Annotated in this window: 17 protein-coding genes and 3 tRNA genes; 6 read left to right on the top strand and 14 right to left on the bottom strand. The window is 67.3% G+C overall.

Annotation, left to right across the window (positions count from 1 at the left end):
- Window positions 1-4 precede the first annotated feature (4 nt).
- Entirely contained in the window at window positions 5-631 is a 627-nt protein-coding gene (locus AB4Z55_RS17580) for a TetR family transcriptional regulator (protein ID WP_033203516.1), read from the bottom strand.
- Between the two features lie 8 nt (window positions 632-639).
- Window positions 640-1116 (bottom strand): thioredoxin-dependent thiol peroxidase, encoded by a 477-nt coding sequence (gene bcp / locus AB4Z55_RS17575; RefSeq protein WP_369520193.1) that lies wholly within the window; start codon window positions 1114-1116, stop codon window positions 640-642.
- A gap of 152 nt (window positions 1117-1268) precedes the next feature.
- On the opposite strand from bcp, the gene AB4Z55_RS17570 reads away from it, so the two are divergent.
- The 3 genes from AB4Z55_RS17570 to AB4Z55_RS17560 all read left to right on the top strand — a co-directional run bounded on the left by AB4Z55_RS17570 (window position 1269) and on the right by AB4Z55_RS17560 (window position 3203).
- Window positions 1269-1493 (top strand): DUF3618 domain-containing protein, encoded by a 225-nt coding sequence (locus AB4Z55_RS17570; protein ID WP_004019562.1) that lies wholly within the window; start codon window positions 1269-1271, stop codon window positions 1491-1493.
- Between the two features lie 127 nt (window positions 1494-1620).
- Window positions 1621-1693: transfer RNA gene (locus AB4Z55_RS17565), tRNA-Lys, on the top strand.
- Between the two features lie 319 nt (window positions 1694-2012).
- Complete coding sequence (locus tag AB4Z55_RS17560) at window positions 2013-3203, top strand: Ig-like domain-containing protein (protein ID WP_004019563.1); 1191 nt, start codon at window positions 2013-2015, stop codon at window positions 3201-3203.
- A gap of 3 nt (window positions 3204-3206) precedes the next feature.
- Here the strand turns inward: AB4Z55_RS17560 and AB4Z55_RS17555 are convergent, their stop codons facing one another.
- From AB4Z55_RS17555 to orn, 5 genes are all read right to left on the bottom strand, one after another.
- Complete coding sequence (locus tag AB4Z55_RS17555; protein ID WP_369520192.1) at window positions 3207-5261, bottom strand: neutral/alkaline ceramidase; 2055 nt, start codon at window positions 5259-5261, stop codon at window positions 3207-3209.
- A gap of 354 nt (window positions 5262-5615) precedes the next feature.
- Complete coding sequence (locus AB4Z55_RS17550; RefSeq protein ID WP_369520191.1) at window positions 5616-6884, bottom strand: RNA polymerase sigma factor; 1269 nt, start codon at window positions 6882-6884, stop codon at window positions 5616-5618.
- A gap of 51 nt (window positions 6885-6935) precedes the next feature.
- On the bottom strand, window positions 6936-7280 hold the full coding sequence (locus AB4Z55_RS17545; protein WP_004019567.1) for a YciI family protein: 345 nt from the start codon (window positions 7278-7280) through the stop codon (window positions 6936-6938).
- Between the two features lie 173 nt (window positions 7281-7453).
- Window positions 7454-7526, bottom strand: a tRNA-His gene (locus AB4Z55_RS17540).
- 102 nt (window positions 7527-7628) lie between these two features.
- Entirely contained in the window at window positions 7629-8228 is a 600-nt protein-coding gene (gene orn / locus AB4Z55_RS17535; protein WP_369520190.1) for an oligoribonuclease, read from the bottom strand.
- Window positions 8229-8296: 68 nt separating this feature from the next.
- Between orn and AB4Z55_RS17530 the strand changes: the two genes are divergently transcribed.
- Window positions 8297-9856 (top strand): helicase HerA-like domain-containing protein, encoded by a 1560-nt coding sequence (locus AB4Z55_RS17530; protein ID WP_369520189.1) that lies wholly within the window; start codon window positions 8297-8299, stop codon window positions 9854-9856.
- 15 nt (window positions 9857-9871) lie between these two features.
- Here the strand turns inward: AB4Z55_RS17530 and cmrA are convergent, their stop codons facing one another.
- The 3 genes from cmrA to AB4Z55_RS17515 form a co-directional block, all read right to left on the bottom strand.
- Window positions 9872-10678, bottom strand: coding sequence for a mycolate reductase (cmrA, locus tag AB4Z55_RS17525; protein ID WP_369520188.1), 807 nt, complete (start codon window positions 10676-10678; stop codon window positions 9872-9874).
- 41 nt (window positions 10679-10719) lie between these two features.
- Window positions 10720-12783 (bottom strand): FAD-dependent oxidoreductase, encoded by a 2064-nt coding sequence (locus AB4Z55_RS17520; protein ID WP_369520187.1) that lies wholly within the window; start codon window positions 12781-12783, stop codon window positions 10720-10722.
- Between the two features lie 65 nt (window positions 12784-12848).
- Window positions 12849-13397 carry a PadR family transcriptional regulator gene (locus AB4Z55_RS17515; protein WP_369520186.1) on the bottom strand — a complete coding sequence of 183 codons (549 nt, stop codon included), beginning with the start codon at window positions 13395-13397 and terminating at the stop codon, window positions 12849-12851.
- Between the two features lie 137 nt (window positions 13398-13534).
- Between AB4Z55_RS17515 and AB4Z55_RS17510 the strand changes: the two genes are divergently transcribed.
- Window positions 13535-14854, top strand: a complete 1320-nt coding sequence (locus AB4Z55_RS17510) for a uracil-xanthine permease family protein (RefSeq protein WP_369520185.1) — start codon at window positions 13535-13537, stop codon at window positions 14852-14854.
- Here AB4Z55_RS17510 and AB4Z55_RS17505 read toward each other — a convergent pair.
- The 3 genes from AB4Z55_RS17505 to AB4Z55_RS17495 form a co-directional block, all read right to left on the bottom strand.
- Entirely contained in the window at window positions 14837-16570 is a 1734-nt protein-coding gene (locus AB4Z55_RS17505; protein WP_369520184.1) for a hypothetical protein, read from the bottom strand. The genes AB4Z55_RS17510 and AB4Z55_RS17505 overlap by 18 nt on opposite strands.
- Window positions 16570-16932: a hypothetical protein gene (locus tag AB4Z55_RS17500; protein ID WP_369520183.1), complete on the bottom strand. Its 363-nt coding sequence runs from the start codon at window positions 16930-16932 to the stop codon at window positions 16570-16572. Before AB4Z55_RS17500 ends, AB4Z55_RS17505 begins: the two co-directional genes overlap by 1 nt.
- 133 nt (window positions 16933-17065) lie before the next feature.
- Window positions 17066-17139: transfer RNA gene (locus AB4Z55_RS17495), tRNA-Arg, on the bottom strand.
- A gap of 133 nt (window positions 17140-17272) precedes the next feature.
- On the opposite strand from AB4Z55_RS17495, the gene AB4Z55_RS17490 reads away from it, so the two are divergent.
- Entirely contained in the window at window positions 17273-19297 is a 2025-nt protein-coding gene (locus AB4Z55_RS17490; protein ID WP_369520182.1) for a cytochrome c oxidase assembly protein, read from the top strand.
- A gap of 12 nt (window positions 19298-19309) precedes the next feature.
- Here AB4Z55_RS17490 and AB4Z55_RS17485 read toward each other — a convergent pair whose 3' ends face one another.
- The gene (locus AB4Z55_RS17485; protein ID WP_369520181.1) at window positions 19310-19894 is read right to left on the bottom strand and encodes a chorismate mutase; all 585 of its coding nucleotides are present in this window, start codon (window positions 19892-19894) and stop codon (window positions 19310-19312) included.
- Between the last annotated feature and the right edge of the window lie 94 nt (window positions 19895-19988).

Raw genomic sequence — 19988 nt, 5'->3', positions numbered from 1 at the left:
ACGCTCAGACCGTCGTCGACTCCTCCAGGAGCAGGTAGCCCGCGAGCATCCGCTTCAGTTCGGCGACGGTCTCGTCGTGGTCGTGGCCGTCCTGAACGGAGAAGCTCAGCAGCGAGTAGGCCGTGTGGACGAGTACCTGGGACATCATCTCGCGTCGCTCGCGTTGAGACGGCGTGAGCGGCGCGATGATCCGTGCGACCTGTTCGGCGAGGACGCGTTCGTTCAGTGACGCGGTCGCACGGGTCGCCGGGGTGGATTGAACGGCGAGCCATACCGCTCGCCGCGACGGGTCGGTGCGCCACAGCGCGGCGAGGTGGTCGAGGAACTTCTCGAGCAGACTCGGCCACTCGAGGGACGGCACCTCGGACGAGAACGCGGTGAGCTCTTCGCGGACGTCGACGGTGTCCTGGCGGTCCAACTCGCACACGATGACGTACTTGTTCGCGAAGTACTGGTAGAGCGTCCCGATGGGGACCTCGGCTCGGGTCGCGATCTCCTCACACGTCAGCGACTCGAACCCGACGTCGATCAGGAGCTCCCGGGCCGATTCGAGCATCGCCTGGAACTTGCGCTTGCTGCGCTCCTGCGTGGGCCGCTTGCGCGGTACCAGCGGTTCGGCGGACTCGGGCATCGGGTGGCTCAGACAGACAGGTCGCGGCGCAGTTTGGCGACGTGCCCGGTGGCGCGGACGTTGTACTGGGCCAGTTCGATCGTGCCGTCGGCATCGACCAGGAACGTCGACCGGATGACGCCGGTGACGGTCTTCCCGTACATCTTCTTCTCGCCGAACGCGCCCCACTCGGTGAGCACCTTCTTCTCCGGGTCGCTGAGCAACGGGAACGTGAGTCCCTCGGCCTCGACGAACTTCGCGAGCTTGGCCGGCTTGTCGGGGGAGATGCCGAGCACGGCGATACCCGCCTCGTTCAGCTCGCCCAGATTGTCCCGGAAGTCGCAGGCCTGCTTGGTGCAACCCGGGGTGGATGCCGCGGGATAGAAGTAGACGACGACTTTGCGTCCGGCGTAGTCCGCCAGCGAGACCGGGTCGCCGTCGGCGTCGGGCAGCGTGAACGGCGGGGCCTTGTCGCCCACGGACAGTCGGGTGGTGGTCTCTGCCATGAGAGCCAGGCTAATGCATGGCCACATGCCCGGATGCCGGGATGTCGTAGCATCGAGACGCTGCCATCTGGCGGTTCATCCCCGGCCCCGAGAGGTCGTTCGGCCGGTCGGGGAAGCGGAGAGACAAACGAGAAGCGCCGGAAGGATGCAACGTGGCCGGAGATACCGAACGTATCGAGCAGGACATCGCCAAGGCCCGCGAGGACCTCGCCAGCACGCTCGACGCGCTGGCCGAACGCACCAGCCCGCAGCGGCTCGCCGACGACGCCAAGTCCAAGGCCCTCGCGACCCTGCAGACACCCGCGGTCAAGTACGCGATCGCCGGCGTCGGTGCGCTGGTGCTGCTCATCGTCGTGCGCAAGGTCGCGTCGAAGTGATCTGCTGACTCCGCCGGGGGCGGGGCGAGTTCGCCCCTGCGGGCCCGTCGTGCGGCAGAAACCGCGCCGACCAGGCGATTTCACTTCTGCCGCGAGGGTCCTGTAAGGTTCCTTCTCGCAACGCCAAGCGCCATTAGCTCAATTGGCAGAGCAGCTGACTCTTAATCAGCGGGTTCGGGGTTCGAGTCCCTGATGGCGCACAGAGTCCACAAGACGCCTCGCATCGAGCGGGGCGTCTTGTGGCATCTCAGCGGGTTTCGGTCGCCGGTGGCGATCGATGAACAACAGGTGAACGTTCGGCGTTTCGGGTGCGCAACACGCCACTCGAACGGATGACCGGCGAAGTGTTCGGTCCGATTTCTCGTACACTGGTCCGCGACATCGGGTTCGGAATGTCCGGTTCGGCGGTTCGGGGTCGAGATGTCAGGTTTTCACAGGTTGCGGGGCAGCGTGACCGACCGGTTCGGGGTCGGGACGCCGACAGGCGGGAGTGAGATGGGGATCGGTCGTACTCGGCGGATGCCGCTGATCATCAGCGGTGTGATGTTGGCAATCGTCGCGCTGGTGACGTCGTGCACGCAGGAAGCGTCGTACTCCGACAACGTCAGCAGTTCCAGTCTTTTCGACGACCTGCTCAAGCCCGGTCTCGAGATCACCGAGTGGGCTGAACGTCCCCTGAACGACAACGCGGTCGGCGTGCAGCCCGGCGCACCCATCAAGGTGAAGACCAGTGAGGGCACGATCAGCCGGGTGCTGATCAAGAAGTCCGACGGCACTCCCGTCAAGGGCACCCTCGCCGACAACGACACCGTCTGGGTCAGCGACGAGGCCCTCGGCTACAACCGCACCTACACACTGGAGACCGACGCCGTCGGCATCGGTGGCGCGGTCACCAAGAAGGTCACCTTCACGACCAGTAGCCCCAACAACCTGACGCAGGCGTACCTGACACCGAGTCCCGGCGAGACCGTCGGCATCGGGCAGCCGGTCGCAGTGAAGTTCGACGAGCCGATCGCGGATCGTCGTGCGGCGCAGCGCGCCATCCGGATCACCACCGACCCGCCGGTCGAGGGTGCCTTCTACTGGATCAGCCCGAGCGAGGTCCGGTGGCGGCCGGCGGAGTACTGGAAGCCGGGCACCAAGGTGCGCGTCGCGGTCAACACCTACGGCATCGACCTCGGTGACGGGCTGTTCGGCCAGGAGAACGTGCGCACCAACTTCACCGTGGGACGCTCGATGGTCATCACGGCCGACGACAACACCAAGCAGGTCGTCTTCGAACGCGACGGCAAGGTCATCCGGACCATGCCGACGTCGATGGGCAAGGCCGGCGACGAGACCGACAACGGCATCTACCTGGTCTCGGACAAGCACGACCACATCATCATGGACTCCTCGACCTACGGTGTGCCGGTCAACTCGTCGAACGGCTACCGCACGCCGGTCGACTACGCGACGCGGATGTCCTACAGCGGTATCTTCTTCCACTCCGCACCGTGGTCGGTGTGGGCGCAGGGCAACACCAACACGAGTCACGGCTGCCTGAACCTGAGCCCGGAGAACGCGCTGTGGGTCATGGAGAACACCCTCCGCGGCGACCCGGTCGTCGTGAAGAACACGACGGGCGGAACCCTGTCGGGCACCGACGGACTCGGTGACTGGAACATCCCGTGGTCCGTCTGGCGTAAGGGCAACGCCGACAACACCTGACGCTCAGCGTGCGGTGGCGACGCGGAACGTCCGGCTCGTGCCGGTGACGGGTCTCGTCGACCCGCTCGCGTCGCGTCGGTCCCCGAAGTAGCGGATGCGGTACACCCCGGACGCATTCGCGGGTGATCGCCAGGTGATGGTGATGCGCGACGTGTCCGGACTGCCGGCCGGTCGCGCCCACCGGAACTCCGTGGACCAGTCATTGTCGTCGGCGACCGTCGTCCACTGGCCCCCGGTGCGCCGGTGCACCTCGAGGTAGGTCCGGCCGTGCCGGGAATCGTTGTTGGGGTGGGCTCCGACGAACTGCACGGTCACCGTCGAACCGGGGTGATAGGTGGCGTCGGGCTGGCGCAGGACGTCGCCGAAGCGACGTCCTTCGATGGGACGGTCGGCGGGCACCGGTGGCACCAGATCGGGCTGTAGGCCCGACTTGTCGACCGGCGCCGGACCGCGGCCGAGCCCGCGCCCCGACGCCATGGCCGCTGCGAGCGCGGCGAATTCCTGGAGATAGGCGGACAGGGTGTACCGGCCGTACTGGGTCTCACCGCCCTCATAGTGCTGCAGGTCGTATTCCTCGGGCGTCGTGACGTACTGGGTGTAGGCGTTCGCGAACCCCTGCACGAGAACGTTGTCGAGGTCGGTGCGCAGTTCGTCGGCGACGACCTGTCGAAGCCGCAGACCGGCGACGACGGTCACCTCGGCCGGCACGCCGACGAGCACGATCTCGCCGATCCGCATCAGCTGCAGCGGCACCACCGACGGAATCCAGCCCGACGGCGGGAGCAGACCGAGCGGGAACGCGATCAACTTGGGCGCCTGCATGTCTCGCATCCAGGGGGCGATCGGCGGGACGCGGTCACCACCGAGGGCGGTGACAAGGGGGTTGGTCATGCCCTCGACGAGAAAGGGGAGCGGCTGCTCGTAGTTGTCCTCGCTGCTGGTCGCCACCGCGCCCGCACCCATCATCGCGGGAGTGGTCGAGGCCGGACGCCCGTCGGGTGTGTAGGTACCCGAGATCGAGACCGACGACATGTCGACGTACCGCACGATCGAATCGACGCCGCCCTGGGTCATCGGGCGGGCGGCCTCGAAAGCGCGCCGGCCCGCGATGTACTGACGCTCACCGATGAGTTCGCAGTTCCGGCGGTTGTCCGAGGTCGGTCCGGTCGGATCGAACTGCGCCAGCGCGAGGTTCGGTGTCATGTCACCGGAGTTCGTCTGCGGGAACGCGGCGACGAATCCTGGTTGCGCACGTTCCCACAGGTGGCTCGCGTACCCCTTGTTGTCGCCGGCGATGAGGACGTTGCGGTCGGTGAGGGACGTTCCGTGGGTCGGGAACCATGTGATCGCGCCGATGTCCCGGCCCCCGGAACGGTCGTGCTGACGCAGTCGGAGGACCGTGACCTGCGGGTCGATCGCGTTCGGGAAGTGGCGCCTGTCCGACGACGGGTTCGCGTCGAAGGCGACCCGGGATCGGTTGCGGCTGGCGTCGTGCAGTTCCTCGCGGCCGATCGTCAGGGTGCCGGGCGCGAGGTTCTCGTGTGCGCGGACGATGGCCGCGAACATGCCGTCGACTTCGGCGTCATAGGAGTTCTTCTTGAACCCGAACGCGGCGAGGGAGTACGCGTAGTCCCACGATGTGCCACCACACGACGCGTGCGTGTGCTGCGCGTTCAGGTTCACGTTCGATTCGGTGTAGAGCGACCCGAACCGCTTGCGCAACTTGGTCATCAGCCCCATGTGATGTGACTGGAACAGACAGGCGAGGTCGGCGGTGAGGAAGACGATGCGCTTGCCGGTGGCGCGGTCGACCACGATGTAGGCCCGCGCCCAGCAGCGCTGGAGAAGTCCGGCCGCGATCTGCTCGGGATTGGAGTACCCCATCATGCCCTGCCCGGCGACCGCGCCGGTGACGTCCGCGATCCCGCAGCCGACGAGAAGGTTCGTCGATTCGGCAGGCGATGCGGTGGTCTGGCCCGCGGCGAGGGTGCTGCCGAGCGCCGCACCGGCGGCGGTCGTGGCGGCACCGGCCAGCCACTGTCTACGTGTGAGGTCCACGTGGCGTCCTTCCGGGCGTCGGACGACACCGCCAGACATCCGGTGTCATCGCGGCACGCACCCCGACGGTACGGCCGTGTGATCGTGCCTCGTCCGAGGCGTCGACCTCAGTCCTTGTCGCTGTGGTCCCGGTCGCCGGGGATTCCGACGATGAAGCCGATCCCGATGATGATGCACGAGATCAGCGCGACAGCAGGCATGACCCAGTAGGAAGGCATGGGGTGGACGTTACTGCGCCGCATGCTCATGCGCCGGGCTTCGGGGACTTTTGAGGTCGAAGGTCCCCGGTCGGGGTGCGACCACCGAAACGACGGGCCAGATGTAGTGCGTCGTTGCGCCAGGAGCAACGACGCACTACATCTGCGGGCCCGACCGGAGTCCGGCCAATGCATCGGCCAGGTAGTCGTCCTCGGCATCGTTTCCGGGCAGGTCGAGTGCTCGGCGGTACGCGTCAGCCGCGCCGACGTCGTCGCCCAGTTCCGAGAGCGTGAGCGCTCGCGCGATGTGGAACGGCCGGAAGCGGTCGAGCTGTGGATCCGACCGCAACTCATCGAGCATCGCGATGCCGCGCGCCGGGCCGTAGGCGCGACCCACGGCGACGGCGCGGCCGACGCGCACCACGGGCCCGGGATCATGTGCCTCGAGCAGCCGGTACAGAACCGCGATCTGAGCCCAGTCGGTCTCCGTCGCGGTCGGAGCCTCGGCGTGCACCGCGGCGATTGCCGCCTGGATCGTGTACGGACCCGCATCTGGTTGTGCGGCCGCATTTTCGGCGAGAGCGATGCCCTCGTCGGTGAGGCTTCGGTCCCAGAGACGGCGATCCTGGTCGCCCAGCGGGACCGGCCTTCCGTTCCCGTCGAGTCGCGCCGGACGGCGAGCCTGGGTGAGGAGCAGCAAGGCGAGCAGCCCGGACGTCTCGGCGCGAGGGAGCAGAGACCGCAGGGTTCGTGCGAGGGTGAGGGCCTCGCCGGTGAGATCGTCGCGGATGTGCGCGTCGCCGCTCGAGCGGGCGAATCCCTCGGAGAACATCAGGTAGACCACGCGCAGAACCCCGCCGAGCCGGGCGGAGAGGTTGTCGTCGCGCGGTGGGGTGAACGGAACCCCCAGCGCGCCGATTCGCTTCTTGGCGCGCACGATTCGCTGCTGAGCCGTCGGGACGCCGATCAGCAGGGCGTGCGCGACCTCCGCGGTGGTCAGGCCGGCAACGAACCGGAGGGTGAGCGCGATACGGTCCTCGGTGCGAAGCACGGGGTGGGTGCAGGCGAAGAACATGCCGAGTCGCTCGTCGGGGAGCTGCGGCGGCGGCGCATCGGCCGGGTCCGCGAAACCCGCAGGCGCCGGGGCGCGTTCGGTCTCGGCGTGCAACCGGGCGAGCTTGCCGGCGAGAACGGATTCACGTCGCACCACATCGAGTGCCTTGCGTTTGGCCGTCGTCGTCAGCCACGCCTCCGGCGAGTCCGGGACGCCGCTCCGGGGCCAGGTGGTCAGCGCCTGGGCGATCGCGTCCTGAACCGCGTCTTCCGCGAGGTCGAGGTCGCCGAATTTCCGAGTCAGAGTGGCGAGTACACGCGCGCGGACATCTCGGTCGATGCCGGACACCGCCCGGCGGGTCACGGACCCCATGGACCTCATGGACTCCGTGGCCGCCGGACGATGCAAAGGACTCGTCATCGCTCAGTAGGGTGCGAGCGGTCGGATCTCGACGTGGCCGCCGGGCGCCGAACCGGGGCTGCGTCGGGCCCACTCGATCGCCTCGTCCACGTTCGCGACGTCGATGACGTAGACCCCGCCGACAAACTCCCGCACCTCCGCGAACGGTCCGCTCGACGCCACGACACGTTCGCCGCTGTCGTCGGTGTGCACCACCGCGCGCTCGTCCTCCAGGGCGAAGGAGCTGACCACGACACCGGCCTTGGTGATCTCCTCGTCGAAGGCGAAGAACTCCTCGGGACTGGCGCCCCCGTCCTCACCACACGCCGGATCGTTGACGTGTCCCATGAGCAGCAATGCGTACTTCATCGTTCCTCCAGTTCTCGGCCGGACGCACCTCGGTGCGGATGTGGCCATCATGTCGAACCGGATCGGTCCGACACCATGGTGACGTACGGGGAACACAGGTATCGACAGCCCTGCGAAAAAAGATTCGGGGACGAGAAAGCCCCGCCTGCGGATCGCGGGCGGGGCTTCGTCGGGGTGGATGACGGGACTCGAACCCGCGACAGCCAGGATCACAACCTGGTGCTCTACCAACTGAACTACATCCACCATCGGCGTCGGAAACCTGGGCGTCAGCGCCGGGTCTCAGAGCCATCAACACTCTAGCGGGTCGGTGCCGCAGAACTCCAATCGGTTAACCGACCAGCGTGTTCACGCGGGGCCGAGGTCTTTCACGATGTCGGCAAGAGCGTCGGTGTCGGGTCCGGGAGGCGGCACGAACGCCGCTGCGCGGTAGTAGCGCAGCTCGCGGATCGACTCGCGGATGTCGGCCAGTGCCCGGTGTGCGAGACCCTTCTCCGGCTGACCGAAGTAGACCTTCGGATACCAGCGACGGCATAGCTCCTTGATCGAGCTGACGTCCACCATGCGGTAGTGCAGGTAGGCGTCGAGTTCGGGCATGTCCCGGGTGATGAATCCGCGGTCGGTGGCGATCGAGTTGCCCGCGAGCGGAACCGCTCCGGCTGTGGTCACGTGCTTGCGGATGTAGTCCAGGACCATCTTCTCCGCCTCGGCGAGGGTGACCGTGGACGCCCGCACCTCCTCGGTGAGACCCGACGCCGCGTGCATCTTGGTCACCACATCCGGCATCGAGGCGAGGGCGGCATCGTCGGCGTGGATCACGACGTCGACGCCGTCGCCGAGGATGTTGAGGTCGCCGTCGGTCACCAGGGCCGCGATCTCGATGAGTTTGTCCGATTCGAGTCGGAGTCCGGTCATCTCGCAGTCGATCCACACCAGTTTGTCCTGCACCCGACAACCTTAGCCAACCCAGCGCGCAGAACCGCGGGAGATCGGCCCCCGAGGGCTATCGTGTGCTCGTGACCGAAGCCTCCAGTCCCGCCCAGGGCATCGCCGCCGGATACGCGTTCACCTCCACCGCACTCGAGCTGGGCGCCGTCTCGGTGTCGGGGCAGGTGAATCCCGAGGCGAAGGTCCGTATCCCACTGTCGATGATGAACCGACACGGTCTCGTCGCAGGTGCGACCGGGACCGGAAAGACCAAGACGCTGCAACTGATCGCCGAGCAGCTGTCGAGCAACGGCGTCCCCGTCGTGATGGCCGACATCAAGGGTGACCTGTCGGGACTCAGCCGGCCGGGCGTGAGCAACGACAAGATCGCCGACCGTTCCCGGCAGACCGGTGACGACTGGCAACCGGCCGCGCACCCGGTCGAGTTCGTCTCGCTGGGGTCGGAGGGGATCGGGGTGCCGATCCGCGCCACGATCACCTCCTTCGGGCCCATCCTGCTCAGTAAGGTGTTGGGACTCAACGCCACTCAGGAGTCGACACTCGGCCTCATCTTCCACTGGGCGGACAAGAAGGGTCTGCCGCTCCTGGATCTCAAGGACCTGCGGTCGGTCATCGCCTTCCTCACCGGCGACGAGGGCAAGGCCGAACTGAAGGGGATCGGCGGGGTGTCACGTCAGACGGCGGGCGTGATCCTGCGTGCACTGTCGAATCTCGAGGCCGACGGCGGTGACACGTTCTTCGGCGAGCCCGAGATCGATCCCGCCGACCTCATCCGGATGGCGCCCGACGGGCGCGGCATCATCACGCTGTTCGAGCTCGGTACCCAGGCGGCCCGCCCCGCTCTGTTCTCGACGTTCCTCATGTGGATCCTGGCCGACCTGTTCGAATTCCTGCCCGAGGTCGGCGACCTCGACAAACCCAAGCTGGTCTTCATCTTCGACGAGTCGCACCTGCTGTTCGACGACGCGTCGAAAGCCTTCGTGGACCAGGTCGTCCAGACCGTCAAACTCATCCGGTCGAAGGGCGTCGGCGTCTTCTTCTGCTCTCAGCTGCCGACCGACATTCCCAAGGAGGTGCTCTCGCAGCTCGGTGCGCGAGTCCAGCACGCGCTGCGGGCCTTCACACCCGACGACCAGAAGGCGCTGCGCACGACCGTCAAGACGTATCCGGTGTCGGAGGTCTACGACCTCGAACAGGCCCTGACCTCCCTCGGTACCGGCGAGGCGATCGTGACGGTGCTGTCCGAGCGCGGCGCGCCGACACCGGTCGCCTGGACGGTGATCCGTGCGCCGCGCTCGTCGATGGAGGCGATCGGCGCCGACGCGATCACGGCGGCTGCGAAAGCCGGACCGCTGTATGCGAAGTACGGCACCTCGGTCGATCGGGAGTCGGCCTACGAGATGCTCGCCGCCAACACCCTGGCGCCGGGCGAGCCCGCCGATGCGCCGGCTCCGGTTCCGTCGCCTGCGCCGGCCCCGACACCGGGTCCTGCATCAGAGGAGCCGGGGCTGCTGACCGAGGTGCTGACCAGCAAGCCGATGCAGAGTTTCCTGCGCTCGGCGGCCAGTGCGGCCGGACGTGAGTTCAGCCGCGCGATTTTCGGTACCGGACGTCGCCGGCGGCGCTGAACGTTGCCGCGAGGGCTACTCGGCGCCGAACTTGCGGTAGAAGCCGCCGACGATGGGCGCCACCACGGCGCGCGGTGTGTAACCGCCCGCCACCGACATCGCCTTCGACAGGGTGCCGGGAACGACCCGCATCTTGTTGTGCGCCAATGCATCCAGACTCATCTCGGCGACCTTGGCCGAGGAGTGCCACAGGAAATCCGGGACGACCTTGTCGACGATGGACGCCTCGTCGGGGGTGGGGGTGTGCGTGCGCACCGGTCCGGGCGCGAGCAGGGTGACGTGCACGCCCTGCGCGGACACCTCGCCGCGCAGGGACTCACTGAAGCTGTTCACGAACGCCTTCGACGCCGCGTACGTCGCGTTGTTGGGGATCGGCATGTTCCCGGCTGCCGACCCGACCATCAGGATGCCGCCGGAGCCGCGCTTCACCATCTGGGGCAGTACCGCCAGGGTGAGGTCGTGAACGGCGTTGACATTCAACCGGACCTGCGCGCGTTCGTAGTCGGCGTCGAGCTCGGCGACCGGACCGAATGTTGCGATGCCCGCGTTGTTGCAGAGGATCGAGATGTCGCGCCCGGCGAACTCGGCGGCGAGCACCTCGACCTTCGTGGGGTCGGACAGGTCGACAGCACGCACCTCGACCGAGACCTCATGGGCCGTCCGCAGTTCGCCCGCGAGCTCTTCGAGCAGTTCACCGCGACGGGCGACGAGGATCACCGAGTGGCCCCGAGCGGCCAACGCACGGGCGAGTTCTCGTCCGATCCCGGACGAGGCGCCGGTGACGACGGCGCGGGCGGTGGCGGAGGGCGGCGGTACCGGCATGTCGCAATGGTAGCCGCCGCCTCTCACGCCGAGGCCGACCGTCAGTCGATACCCGCGGCCACCTCGGTGCCCTGGCGGATCGCGCGCTTGGCGTCGAGCTCACCCGCGTAATCGGCCCCGCCGATGACGTGTGTGGTGACACCGGCCAGCGTCAGCGGGTCGACGAGATCCCGGACCGATTCCTGGCCCGCGCAGATGACCACGTTGTCGACCTCGAGAACGCGGGTGTCGGTGACGTTGCCCTCGTCGTCGCGGAAGCTCAGATGCAGTCCCTGATCGTCGATCTTGTCGTAGGTTGCGCCGGTGATCTGCTCGACGCCCTTCATCTTGATCGTCGCGCGATGCACCCAGCCGGTGGTCTTGCCGAGCGACTTGCCCTGTTTGCCGGCCTTGCGCTGGACCAGGTAGACCTGGCGCACCGGGGGGAGGGGCCGCGGCTTGGTGACGAATCCGGGCTTCTCCGGGTCGTCGGTGACACCCCACTCCTGTTCCCATTCTTTGAGATTCAGGGTCGGCGACTCATCGGTCGTGAGGAACTCGCTGACGTCGAAACCGATACCGCCGGCGCCGATCACAGCCACCCGCTTGCCGATCTCCCGATGCCCGAGCACGGCCTCGGCGTACGACATCGCCATCGGATGATCGACGCCGGGGAAGCTCGGGATGCGCGGCACGACGCCGGTCGCGACGATCACGTCGTCGAACTTCTCGGCGATGATCGCCTCGGCGTCGGCGCGGGTGTTGAGCCGGACCTCGATACCGAGCACATCGATCTGGCGGGTGAAGTAGCGGATCGTCTCCTTGAACTCCTCCTTGCCCGGAATGCGTGCGGCGATGGAGAACTGGCCGCCGATCGAGTCGCCACCCTCGAACAGGGTGACCTTGTGGCCGCGTTGCGCACCGGCCACGGCTGCCGACAGGCCGGCCGGCCCCGCACCGATCACGGCCACGCGCTTGGCCTTTCGCGTCGGACCCAGGATCAGGGTGGTCTCGCGGCCCGCGATCGGGTTCACCAGGCACGACACGTGTTTGCCGACGAAGGCGTGGTCGAGGCAGGCCTGGTTGCAGCCGATGCAGGTGTTGATCTCGTCGGACCGGCCCTCGCGGGCCTTGTTCGCCAGGTGGGGGTCGGCGAGGAACGGGCGCGCCATCTGGATGGCGTCGACGCGGCCGTTGGCGAGGATCTCCTCGCCGAGCTCCGGGGTGTTGATGCGGTTGGCCGCGATGAGGGGGATCGAGACCTCGTCACGGAGGCGTTCGGTGAACTTCACGAACGCGCCGCGCGGCACCGAGGTGACGATCGTCGGGACCTGCGCCTCGTGCCAGCCGATGTCGGTGTTGATCGCGTCGACGCCGTACTGCTCGGCCTTGCGGGCCATCAGCGCGACCTCGTCCCAGGTCTGGCCCTTGCGGATCAGGTCGGCGATCGACTGGCGCAGGATCACCGGGTAGTCGCGCGGGACCTGACGGCGGATCTCCTTGATGACCTCGACGAGGAAGCGCTGGCGGTTCTCGGTGTTGCCGCCCCATTTGTCGGTGCGGTCGTTGGTGTGGGGGCAGAGGAACTGGTTGATGAGATAGCCCTCGCCGCCCATGATCTCGATGGCGTCATAACCCGCCTTGCGTGCGAGCTTGGCGGACTGGCCGAACGACCGGATGACGTGGCGGATGATCGGCTCGGTCATCTTCAGGTGCTTGAACGGGTGGATGGGCGACGGATCGGTGCCCGGTGCGACCTTGAACGGTGTGTAGCCGTATCGGCCGGCGTGGATCAGCTGCATCGCGATCTTGCCGCCCTCGTCGTGCACGGCCTTGGTCACGCGCTTGTGGCGGGTCATGTCGACGACGTTGGTCATCTTGCCGCCGGCGAACGCGAGCAGGCCTGTCCGGCTGGTGCCGAACCCGCCTGTGATGATGAGTCCCGCACCACCTTTCGCTCGTTCGGCGAAGTACGCGGCCAACTTGTCGGTGTCCCAGAACCGATCTTCGAGACCGGTGTGCATCGACCCCATGACCAATCGGTTCTCGATGGTCATGCCGCCGATCTGCAGGGGCGTGAACAGGTGCGGATAGTGCTGATTCGGTTGTGCCGTCGGGGCTGACATGGCGCGACCTTTCATCTCGGTGGGACCTGGGTGGGCGGTGTTCGTGGTCTGGGGGACTGGCGGATTCAGCTCTCGGCCAGTTCGCGTTCAAGGCTGTGGATGACCTCGTCGCACCATTCGATGTATCCCTCCTCCTGGCGAATGCCGCCGCGGAGGACGAGGTATTGGTGCAGTTTGCGGCCGATCAGCGCGTCGGGATCGGGGTAATAGTCGGCCTGGAAGCCGGTGTAGAGCTTGAGCTGTGCGAGATGTTCGTCGCGGTGTGCCTTGAGTTCGCCGATGATGGCGGCGAGGTCACCGAACTCCGCGGCCCGTAGCTTCACGCCGATGTCGCTGCGAAGCGGTTGCAGCGGAGTCGGACTCATGGCCCACTCGGCGAGGGCGTCGCGACCGGCATCGGAGATCGTGTAGACCTTCTTGTCCGGGCGACCATCCTGGCTGAACGATTCGACGCTGACGAGGTCGTCGTCGAGAAGCTTCTTGAGTGTCCGGTAGATCTGCTGGTGCGTGGCCGACCAGAAGTAGCCGATGCTGCGGTCGAACTGCTGACCGATCTCGTAGCCCGTTCCCGGTCGCTCGGCCAGCGACACCAGAATCGCATGTTCGAGCGCCATGAGAGCAAGCTAACACTGCAACAACGCACTATGCAACAAGGTGTATATGAGTCTAGTTGCATATCGAGCGGGCGTGCCGAGGTGACCGCGGACCCGAAGTGAGGCGTCGGTGAGGTCTGTGCCGCACACTGTTCGGCATGAGTGAACCGGAGACGAGGTCTCTGAAACTGCTGTCGTGGAGGCTGACCGACAACGCGGTGGTCGCGCCCGAGGAACGATTGACCTGGCCTCGCACGGTCAGCATCGGTCTGCAACATGTGGTCGCCATGTTCGGGGCGACGTTCCTGGTGCCGGTGCTGACCGGGTTCCCGCCGTCGACGACGCTGTTCTTCTCCGGTATCGGCACGATCCTGTTCCTGTTGATCACCCGCAACCGGTTGCCCAGTTACCTCGGTTCGAGCTTCGCCGTCATCGCGCCGGTGACGGCCGCCGTCGCCTCCGACGGCGCGTCGTCGGCGCTGGGCGGACTCGTGGCGGTCGGCGCGATGCTCGTCGTCATCGGACTCATCAGCCACTTCGCCGGTGTCCGATGGATCGAGACCCTCATGCCACCGGTGGTGACCGGCGCGATCGTCGCGCTGATCGGCCTCAATCTCGCACCGGCGGCGAAGAACAACTTCGTCGAGGATCCTGTTCTCGCGACGATCGTGCTGGTGTTGCTGGTGGCTTCGGCAGTGCTGTTCCGCGGCCTGCTGGGACGCCTCGCGATCTTCCTGAGCGTCGTGGTCGGTTATGTCCTCGCGTTGATCCTGGACCGGATCGACAGCGGCAAGGACTACATCGACACCTCCGGCATCGCCGACGCCGCGTGGATCGGGCTGCCCGACTTCCAGACGCCCACGTTCGAGCTGGGTGTGCTGCCGCTGTTCCTCCCGGTCGTGCTGGTCCTCGTCGTCGAGAACATCGGCCACGTGAAGTCGGTCGCGATGATGACCGGTAAGGACTACGACGCCACCATGGGTCGTGCGCTGGCCGCGGACGGAGTGGCCACCATGCTCGCGGGCAGCGGCGGTGGTTCGGCCACGACGACCTATGCCGAGAACATCGGCGTGATGTCGGCGACCAAGGTGTACTCGACCGCGGCCTACTGGGTGGCGGGCGGCGCCGCGATCCTGTTGGGGCTCTCGCCCAAGGTCGGTGCCGTGATCGCCGCGATCCCGCCGGGTGTGCTCGGCGGTGTCACGACGGCGCTCTACGGTCTGGTCGGCGTCATCGGCGTACAGATCTGGGTGCGGAACAAGGTCGATTTCTCCAAGCCCATCAACCAGTTCACCGCGGCGATCCCGCTCATCATCGGCATCGCCGACTACACCTGGCAGGTCGGCGACCTCGTCTTCGCCGGCATCTCGCTGGGATCGGTCGCGGCACTGGTCATCTACCACTCCATGCGGCTCATCGGCGGATGGCGGGGGACGGTCGACGTCGACCGGGAGGAGCACTCACCACGGCAGCCGTAGCGGGATGTCGGGAAACGGGCCAGGTAGGTCGATGTCCCCATCGGCACGATCGTTGAAGAGATAGAGCCACCACAGGGGAGCGGGTGCGCCGACCGGCGGTGGGAGTTCGGCGACATCGGGTTTGCGTGGCACGTAGAGATCGGGCTCGGCGCCGGTGATGACCTTCACCATGTTCTGGAAGGCCGTCGACTCCGGATCGTTCCAGTAGGCGCCGTGGGTGACGAGCCCCCCGTCGACTGTGCGTCGGTTTTCGTTCACTGTGCGTCCGTCTGCATCGACTGTGCGTTCATGCACCTCGACTGTGCCGGTGTCGAGCCTGATCACGCCGGGTGCGGTGTCGGGGTCGTGCCCGTGGGGGTTGCCGGGGAGTGACTGCACATAGTGGATGGGGTCGCCGGGGAAGGTCAGCGAGTAGCGATCGACGCCCTGGGGATGCGGGGTGTCGTAGATTCCGGTGCCCGCCGACGACGCATAGATGACGCGGTCGGGGGCCAGACCGAGCTGTTCGGCCGAGCCCACGATCGATCCGCCGTAGCTGTGGCCGATGTAGGTGGTGGTCGCCGCGGGCGCGTGACGCGCGATCTCGACGTCCAACTCCGAGCCGAACAGTTCCAGGCGGTGCGCCATGGCGGCAGCGAAACTCGGGCTCGCCGCCGCGCGTAGGTCCGGGGGCAGGTCGCCGTCGAGGTAGAGAAAGACGGGCCCGCCCGTGCGGGTCGCGAGTTCGGTTGCCGCCGTGCGGTTGCGGCCGACTGCGGTGTCGAGGTTCGTCCCGGTGCCCGGAACGTAGATCGCGGTGTTCGTGGTGCCGGGCCGCAGCGCTCCGATCATCTCGACCAGGCGGCCCCGGGGTGTGTTGACGAAGGTGAGGAAGGTCCGCTCGACGAGCCCGTCGTCACCGCGGGGTGTTCCCGCCGTGGTCGGCTCGGGTGTCGGCTCGAGAAGCCCACGGAGAGTCCGGGCCCGGAGTCCCTCTGCACGGCCGGCCCGGATCTCGTCCACGAGAGCGTTCCGGATGTTGATTTCGTTGGCCTGCGCCCGGATGGCGAACGGGACACCGGGCAGGTTTCCGACGACGTGCGGGTTCGATTGCATCAGACGACGCACGTCGTCCGGGTCCATCTGTTCGACGATGTCCCGCACCTGGGTCGGCGGGAGCGCTTCCAACTTGCGGACGACAGCATCGGCATCCATGGCTGTTCCGCCCGGTACTCGGACATCGGGCTGACCGGTGATCATCGACGCGAGGTCGGCGGTCAGATCCTCGAGCCGTTCGCCATACCGCTCGTCGAGTGTGTCGACGGTGTCGAGCGCATCGGAGACAGAGTCCGCGAGGAGGGCGGCCTGGCCGGCGCGGTCGGTGTCGGGATGGGTGACCGTGCCGTCGTCGAAGACGGTGAAGCCCAGCCCCTCGGCTCCGCGGACCACGCCCAGCGCGAAGTCGCGGGCGTGACAGAGGTCGGCACCGGCGTCGGTCGCCTCGTCGGCGACCATGTGCAGCACATTGCGTATCTCGCCCGCATGATCGTGTTCCGCCCAGATGGCTCGGTTCGCGGCATCATGAGTGACACCCGACCACGACGACGCGCTGTCGACGGCGCGGACCGCGGTGTCCACGCCGGTGTCGAGGGACCCGGCGACCGCGACCGCGGCGGATCCGGCGTCGGTGAACGACTGTGGACTCCATGCGCGCAGCTGCGAGACGGTGGGCCGCATCAGCGGTCCGCCAGGTCGCCGAAGAGCCCGCCCGATCGCGCGTCGGTGGCGGCCACCGTCGAGTCGAAGGTCCGCAGCATCCCGCTCATCGAGGTGAGTCGTTCGCCGATCGAGTCGACCGCCAGGCGCGCGGGGCGGGCGGCCGCAGCGAGGGCTCGAGCCACCCGGCTCGACGGCGCGAACGCCGCACCGATGGCCTCGACATCCGCGGCGTGGATCGCGATCCCGGAGGCCCGCCAGGTGCGCGCGATCTCCTGGACCTCGGCGGGATCGATGCCGAATTGTGAAGTCGTCGAACGGCTTCCAAATCGTCGCCCGCGGGACGGCGGCGGAAACCCGGACAGGGGGGCGGGGAGCATCATGATCCTCCAGGGAGTCGCGACCCACCGAAGTGGTGGTGCAGGACTTTGACGCGCGGAGTGCCCTGGTCGGTTCCCGATCTGGCGGTGCGGATCGGGAAGCCACACCGGCCGGAGGCCGGCAAGACTGTCACGGTGCCCCCGGCAGGACTCGAACCTGCGACCTAGGGATTAGAAGGCCCTTGCTCTATCCACCTGAGCTACGGAGGCTGACCGGCGGGCGTGACATCGCACACCAGTTGCCGGGCAGAGAGAGTCTACGACACGGCCGCGGGTATGCCGTGCGCCACGGCGGGCCAGGTCGAATTGGGATCGCGTCAGCTGCCGGTCCTACAGTTGAGGGATGACCCGCACGTCGACGCCCGCCTCCGCGGAGCAGCATCGCGACGCGATGAACGAACCGCGCGGCGTCGTCACCGCGATCCTGTGGGCATCGGGTTGGCTCGCCGCGATCGTCGCAGTCGCCGTCACCGCGATCTCCGCGGCGTCGGCGCTGCGGCTGACCGGCGTACCCGATCCGGGGCCCCTCACCACCTACGGCGCGCCGGCGCTGACCGCGGTCGGCGAGTTCGCCGCGGCCATCGCGCTCGGTTCGGCCGTGTTCGCCGCGTTCTTCGTCCCGCCCCAAGCGAGTGGTGTCCTCGACGTCGGGGGTTATCGCGCCATCCGCATCGTCGCGGCGAGTGCGTTGACATGGTCGGTCTGCGCCCTCCTCCTGATGCCGTTCTCGGCGTCGGAGGTCAGCGGGGCCCCCCTCGGCGAAGCGATCCGACCCGCCAATCTGCTGACCGCGTACAGCCAGGTCGCAGAGGTGCGCACGTGGTTCTGGACCGCAGTGTTCGCGCTGGTGGCGGCCATCATCGCGCGGATCACCCTGCACTGGGGCCCCACGATCGCGGTGATCGCGTTCGCCGTGTTCAGCCTGATGCCCTCGGCGCTGGCAGGCCACTCGTCGTCGGGCGGCAACCACGACGTGGCCACCAACAGCCTGATCCTGCACATCATCGGGGCGACCCTGTGGCTCGGTGGGCTGGCCGCCGTCGTGGTCTACGCCCTCGCCGACGGACGGTGGCGTGCGCTCGCGGTTCGACGGTTCTCTCGCGTCGCGTTCTGGTGCATCCTCGTCGTCGGCGCCAGCGGCGTCGTCAACGCCTTGGTGCGGGTACCGGTGGGGGACCTGTTCACCGACACGTACGGCCGCCTCGTCGTGGCCAAGGTGGTGGCCCTCGTCGTCCTCGGCGGATTGGGTGCCTGGCATCGGCGGGTGACCATCGCGCAACTGGATTCCGACGCCAAGCCGTCACTGTTCGTCCGGTTCGGCCTGGTCGAGTTGGCGGTGTTCGCGGCGACCTTCGGGCTCGCCGTCGGTCTGGGCCGTACTCCGCCGCCCCTCGTCGACACCGCGGAGATCTCGGCGACCGAGAACGCGATCGGATACGACCTCGACGGACCGCCGACGTTCGTCCGCCTTCTCACCGAGTGGCGCTTCGATCTGATCTTCGGTCTCGCCGCCATCGTCCTGGCCGTCGTGTATCTGCGCGGCGTCATCCGCCTGAAGCGCCGGGGCGACGCCTGGCCGGTCGGCCGTACCGTGGCATGGGTTCTCGGGTGTCTGCTGCTGTTGCTGGCGACGTCCTCGGGATTAGGCCGCTATGCGCCGGCGATGTTCAGCATCCACATGATCGCGCACATGCTGATGTCGATGATGGTGCCGGTGCTGCTCGTGCTCGGCGGCCCGGTGACGCTTGCGTTGCGGGCGCTGCCGCCGGCAGGACGGGGCAATCCGCCGGGACCACGCGAATGGATTCAGCTGGGTGTGCACTCGGCGCCGTCCCGGATTCTGACCCACCCGCTGATCGCCGCGGTCATGTTCGTCGGCAGCTTCTACGTGCTGTACTTGGGCGGTCTGTACGAGGCCGTGGTCCAGTATCACGCGGCTCATCTGCTGATGAATCTCCACTTCCTGATCAGCGGCTACCTGTTCTACTGGCTGGTGATCGGCATCGACCCGGCGCCGCGTCAGGTGTCACCGGTGGCCAAGCTCGGCCTCGTGATGGCCTCGATACCGTTCCACGCGTTCTTCGGCATCGCGCTGATGATGACCACCGCGGTCATCGCCGAGACCTACTACCGTGGACTTAATCTCCCGTGGAACTACGACCTGTTCGACGATCAGCGCGTCGGCGGCGGAATCGCCTGGGCTGCAGGTGAGATCCCGCTCGTGGTGGTCTTGCTCTCGCTGTTCGTGCAGTGGCAGCGAAGCGACACCAGGCAGGCGCGACGCTATGACCGCAATGCCGTGCGCGACCACGACGCCGACCTCGGCAGCTACAACGAGATGCTCAAGGAGCTCAACAAGCGCGGTTGAGCCGTATCCGCCTCAGCTGGACCCCGTCGACACCGCGCAGACCGACGACCCGGCCTGGACGAGGGCACCGATGTGCAGCGGATCGAAGCCGAGCCCGGCAGCGGTGGATCCGGTCGCGGCGACCAGCTCCGGTGGGCACCGAAGGCTTGTCACGAGTCCTCGTGCTGCGGCCAGCTCGTCGACGATCGCCACGGTGAACGCGTTGATCGCCGTCCGGACCGGGCCGAGATCCGGCGTCGCGGGCGGCGCCGTCTGACCGGGCAACTGCCATCGGGCGAACAACCCGCGCTGCACGGTCTTGCTCGCCTCGATCTGGTCGCGGAAGACGCTGCGGACGTAGGCGGGATCGAGGTCGCGGTCGAGCGCCAACTGCGACACCGTGTCCAGGACCACCTGTTCGCGGGCCGGGTCGTCGATGGCTGCGCCGGAGGCCCACTTGGTCGCGGCGACGGTGTCGGCCAGTGCGAGTCGGCCTGCCATCGCCTCGGTCAGGCCGGTCAACCCGGTCTGTGTGCTCGGCGCCGCGCCCGCGAGGGGCGGGGCCAGCAGCATCATGACTGTCGCGATCAGACCGACCAGAAACCCGCGCATCCGCATTCCGCGATCCTAGGGTGGGAACGACCGGTGCGCCGGTGATCTGTGGGTAACCCGTTCGATTCTCCACAGCCGGGGAAGGTGGACGTTTTCTGAT

This window comes from Gordonia sp. ABKF26, from assembly GCF_041103195.1.
GTDB lineage: Bacteria > Actinomycetota > Actinomycetes > Mycobacteriales > Mycobacteriaceae > Gordonia > Gordonia terrae.
This window is presented reverse-complemented; position numbering and strand designations above follow the sequence as displayed.

Bases quoted from the DNA above. Each gene is read 5' to 3' on its own strand.
- AB4Z55_RS17515 (WP_369520186.1), bottom strand. From the start codon at position 13,397: ATGGCGCTCGAACATGCGATTCTGGTGTCGCTGGCCGAGCGACCGGGA.
- AB4Z55_RS17485 (WP_369520181.1), bottom strand. From the start codon at position 19,894: ATGCGGATGCGCGGGTTTCTGGTCGGTCTGATCGCGACAGTCATGATG.
- AB4Z55_RS17500 (WP_369520183.1), bottom strand. From the start codon at position 16,932: ATGATGCTCCCCGCCCCCCTGTCCGGGTTTCCGCCGCCGTCCCGCGGG.
- AB4Z55_RS17550 (WP_369520191.1), bottom strand. From the start codon at position 6,884: ATGGGGTCCGTGACCCGCCGGGCGGTGTCCGGCATCGACCGAGATGTC.
- AB4Z55_RS17520 (WP_369520187.1), bottom strand. From the start codon at position 12,783: ATGTCAGCCCCGACGGCACAACCGAATCAGCACTATCCGCACCTGTTC.
- AB4Z55_RS17560 (WP_004019563.1), top strand. From the start codon at position 2,013: ATGCCGCTGATCATCAGCGGTGTGATGTTGGCAATCGTCGCGCTGGTG.
- AB4Z55_RS17580 (WP_033203516.1), bottom strand. From the start codon at position 631: ATGCCCGAGTCCGCCGAACCGCTGGTACCGCGCAAGCGGCCCACGCAG.
- AB4Z55_RS17490 (WP_369520182.1), top strand. From the start codon at position 17,273: ATGACCCGCACGTCGACGCCCGCCTCCGCGGAGCAGCATCGCGACGCG.
- AB4Z55_RS17545 (WP_004019567.1), bottom strand. From the start codon at position 7,280: ATGAAGTACGCATTGCTGCTCATGGGACACGTCAACGATCCGGCGTGT.
- AB4Z55_RS17505 (WP_369520184.1), bottom strand. From the start codon at position 16,570: ATGCGGCCCACCGTCTCGCAGCTGCGCGCATGGAGTCCACAGTCGTTC.
- AB4Z55_RS17510 (WP_369520185.1), top strand. From the start codon at position 13,535: ATGAGTGAACCGGAGACGAGGTCTCTGAAACTGCTGTCGTGGAGGCTG.
- cmrA (WP_369520188.1), bottom strand. From the start codon at position 10,678: ATGCCGGTACCGCCGCCCTCCGCCACCGCCCGCGCCGTCGTCACCGGC.
- bcp (WP_369520193.1), bottom strand. From the start codon at position 1,116: ATGGCAGAGACCACCACCCGACTGTCCGTGGGCGACAAGGCCCCGCCG.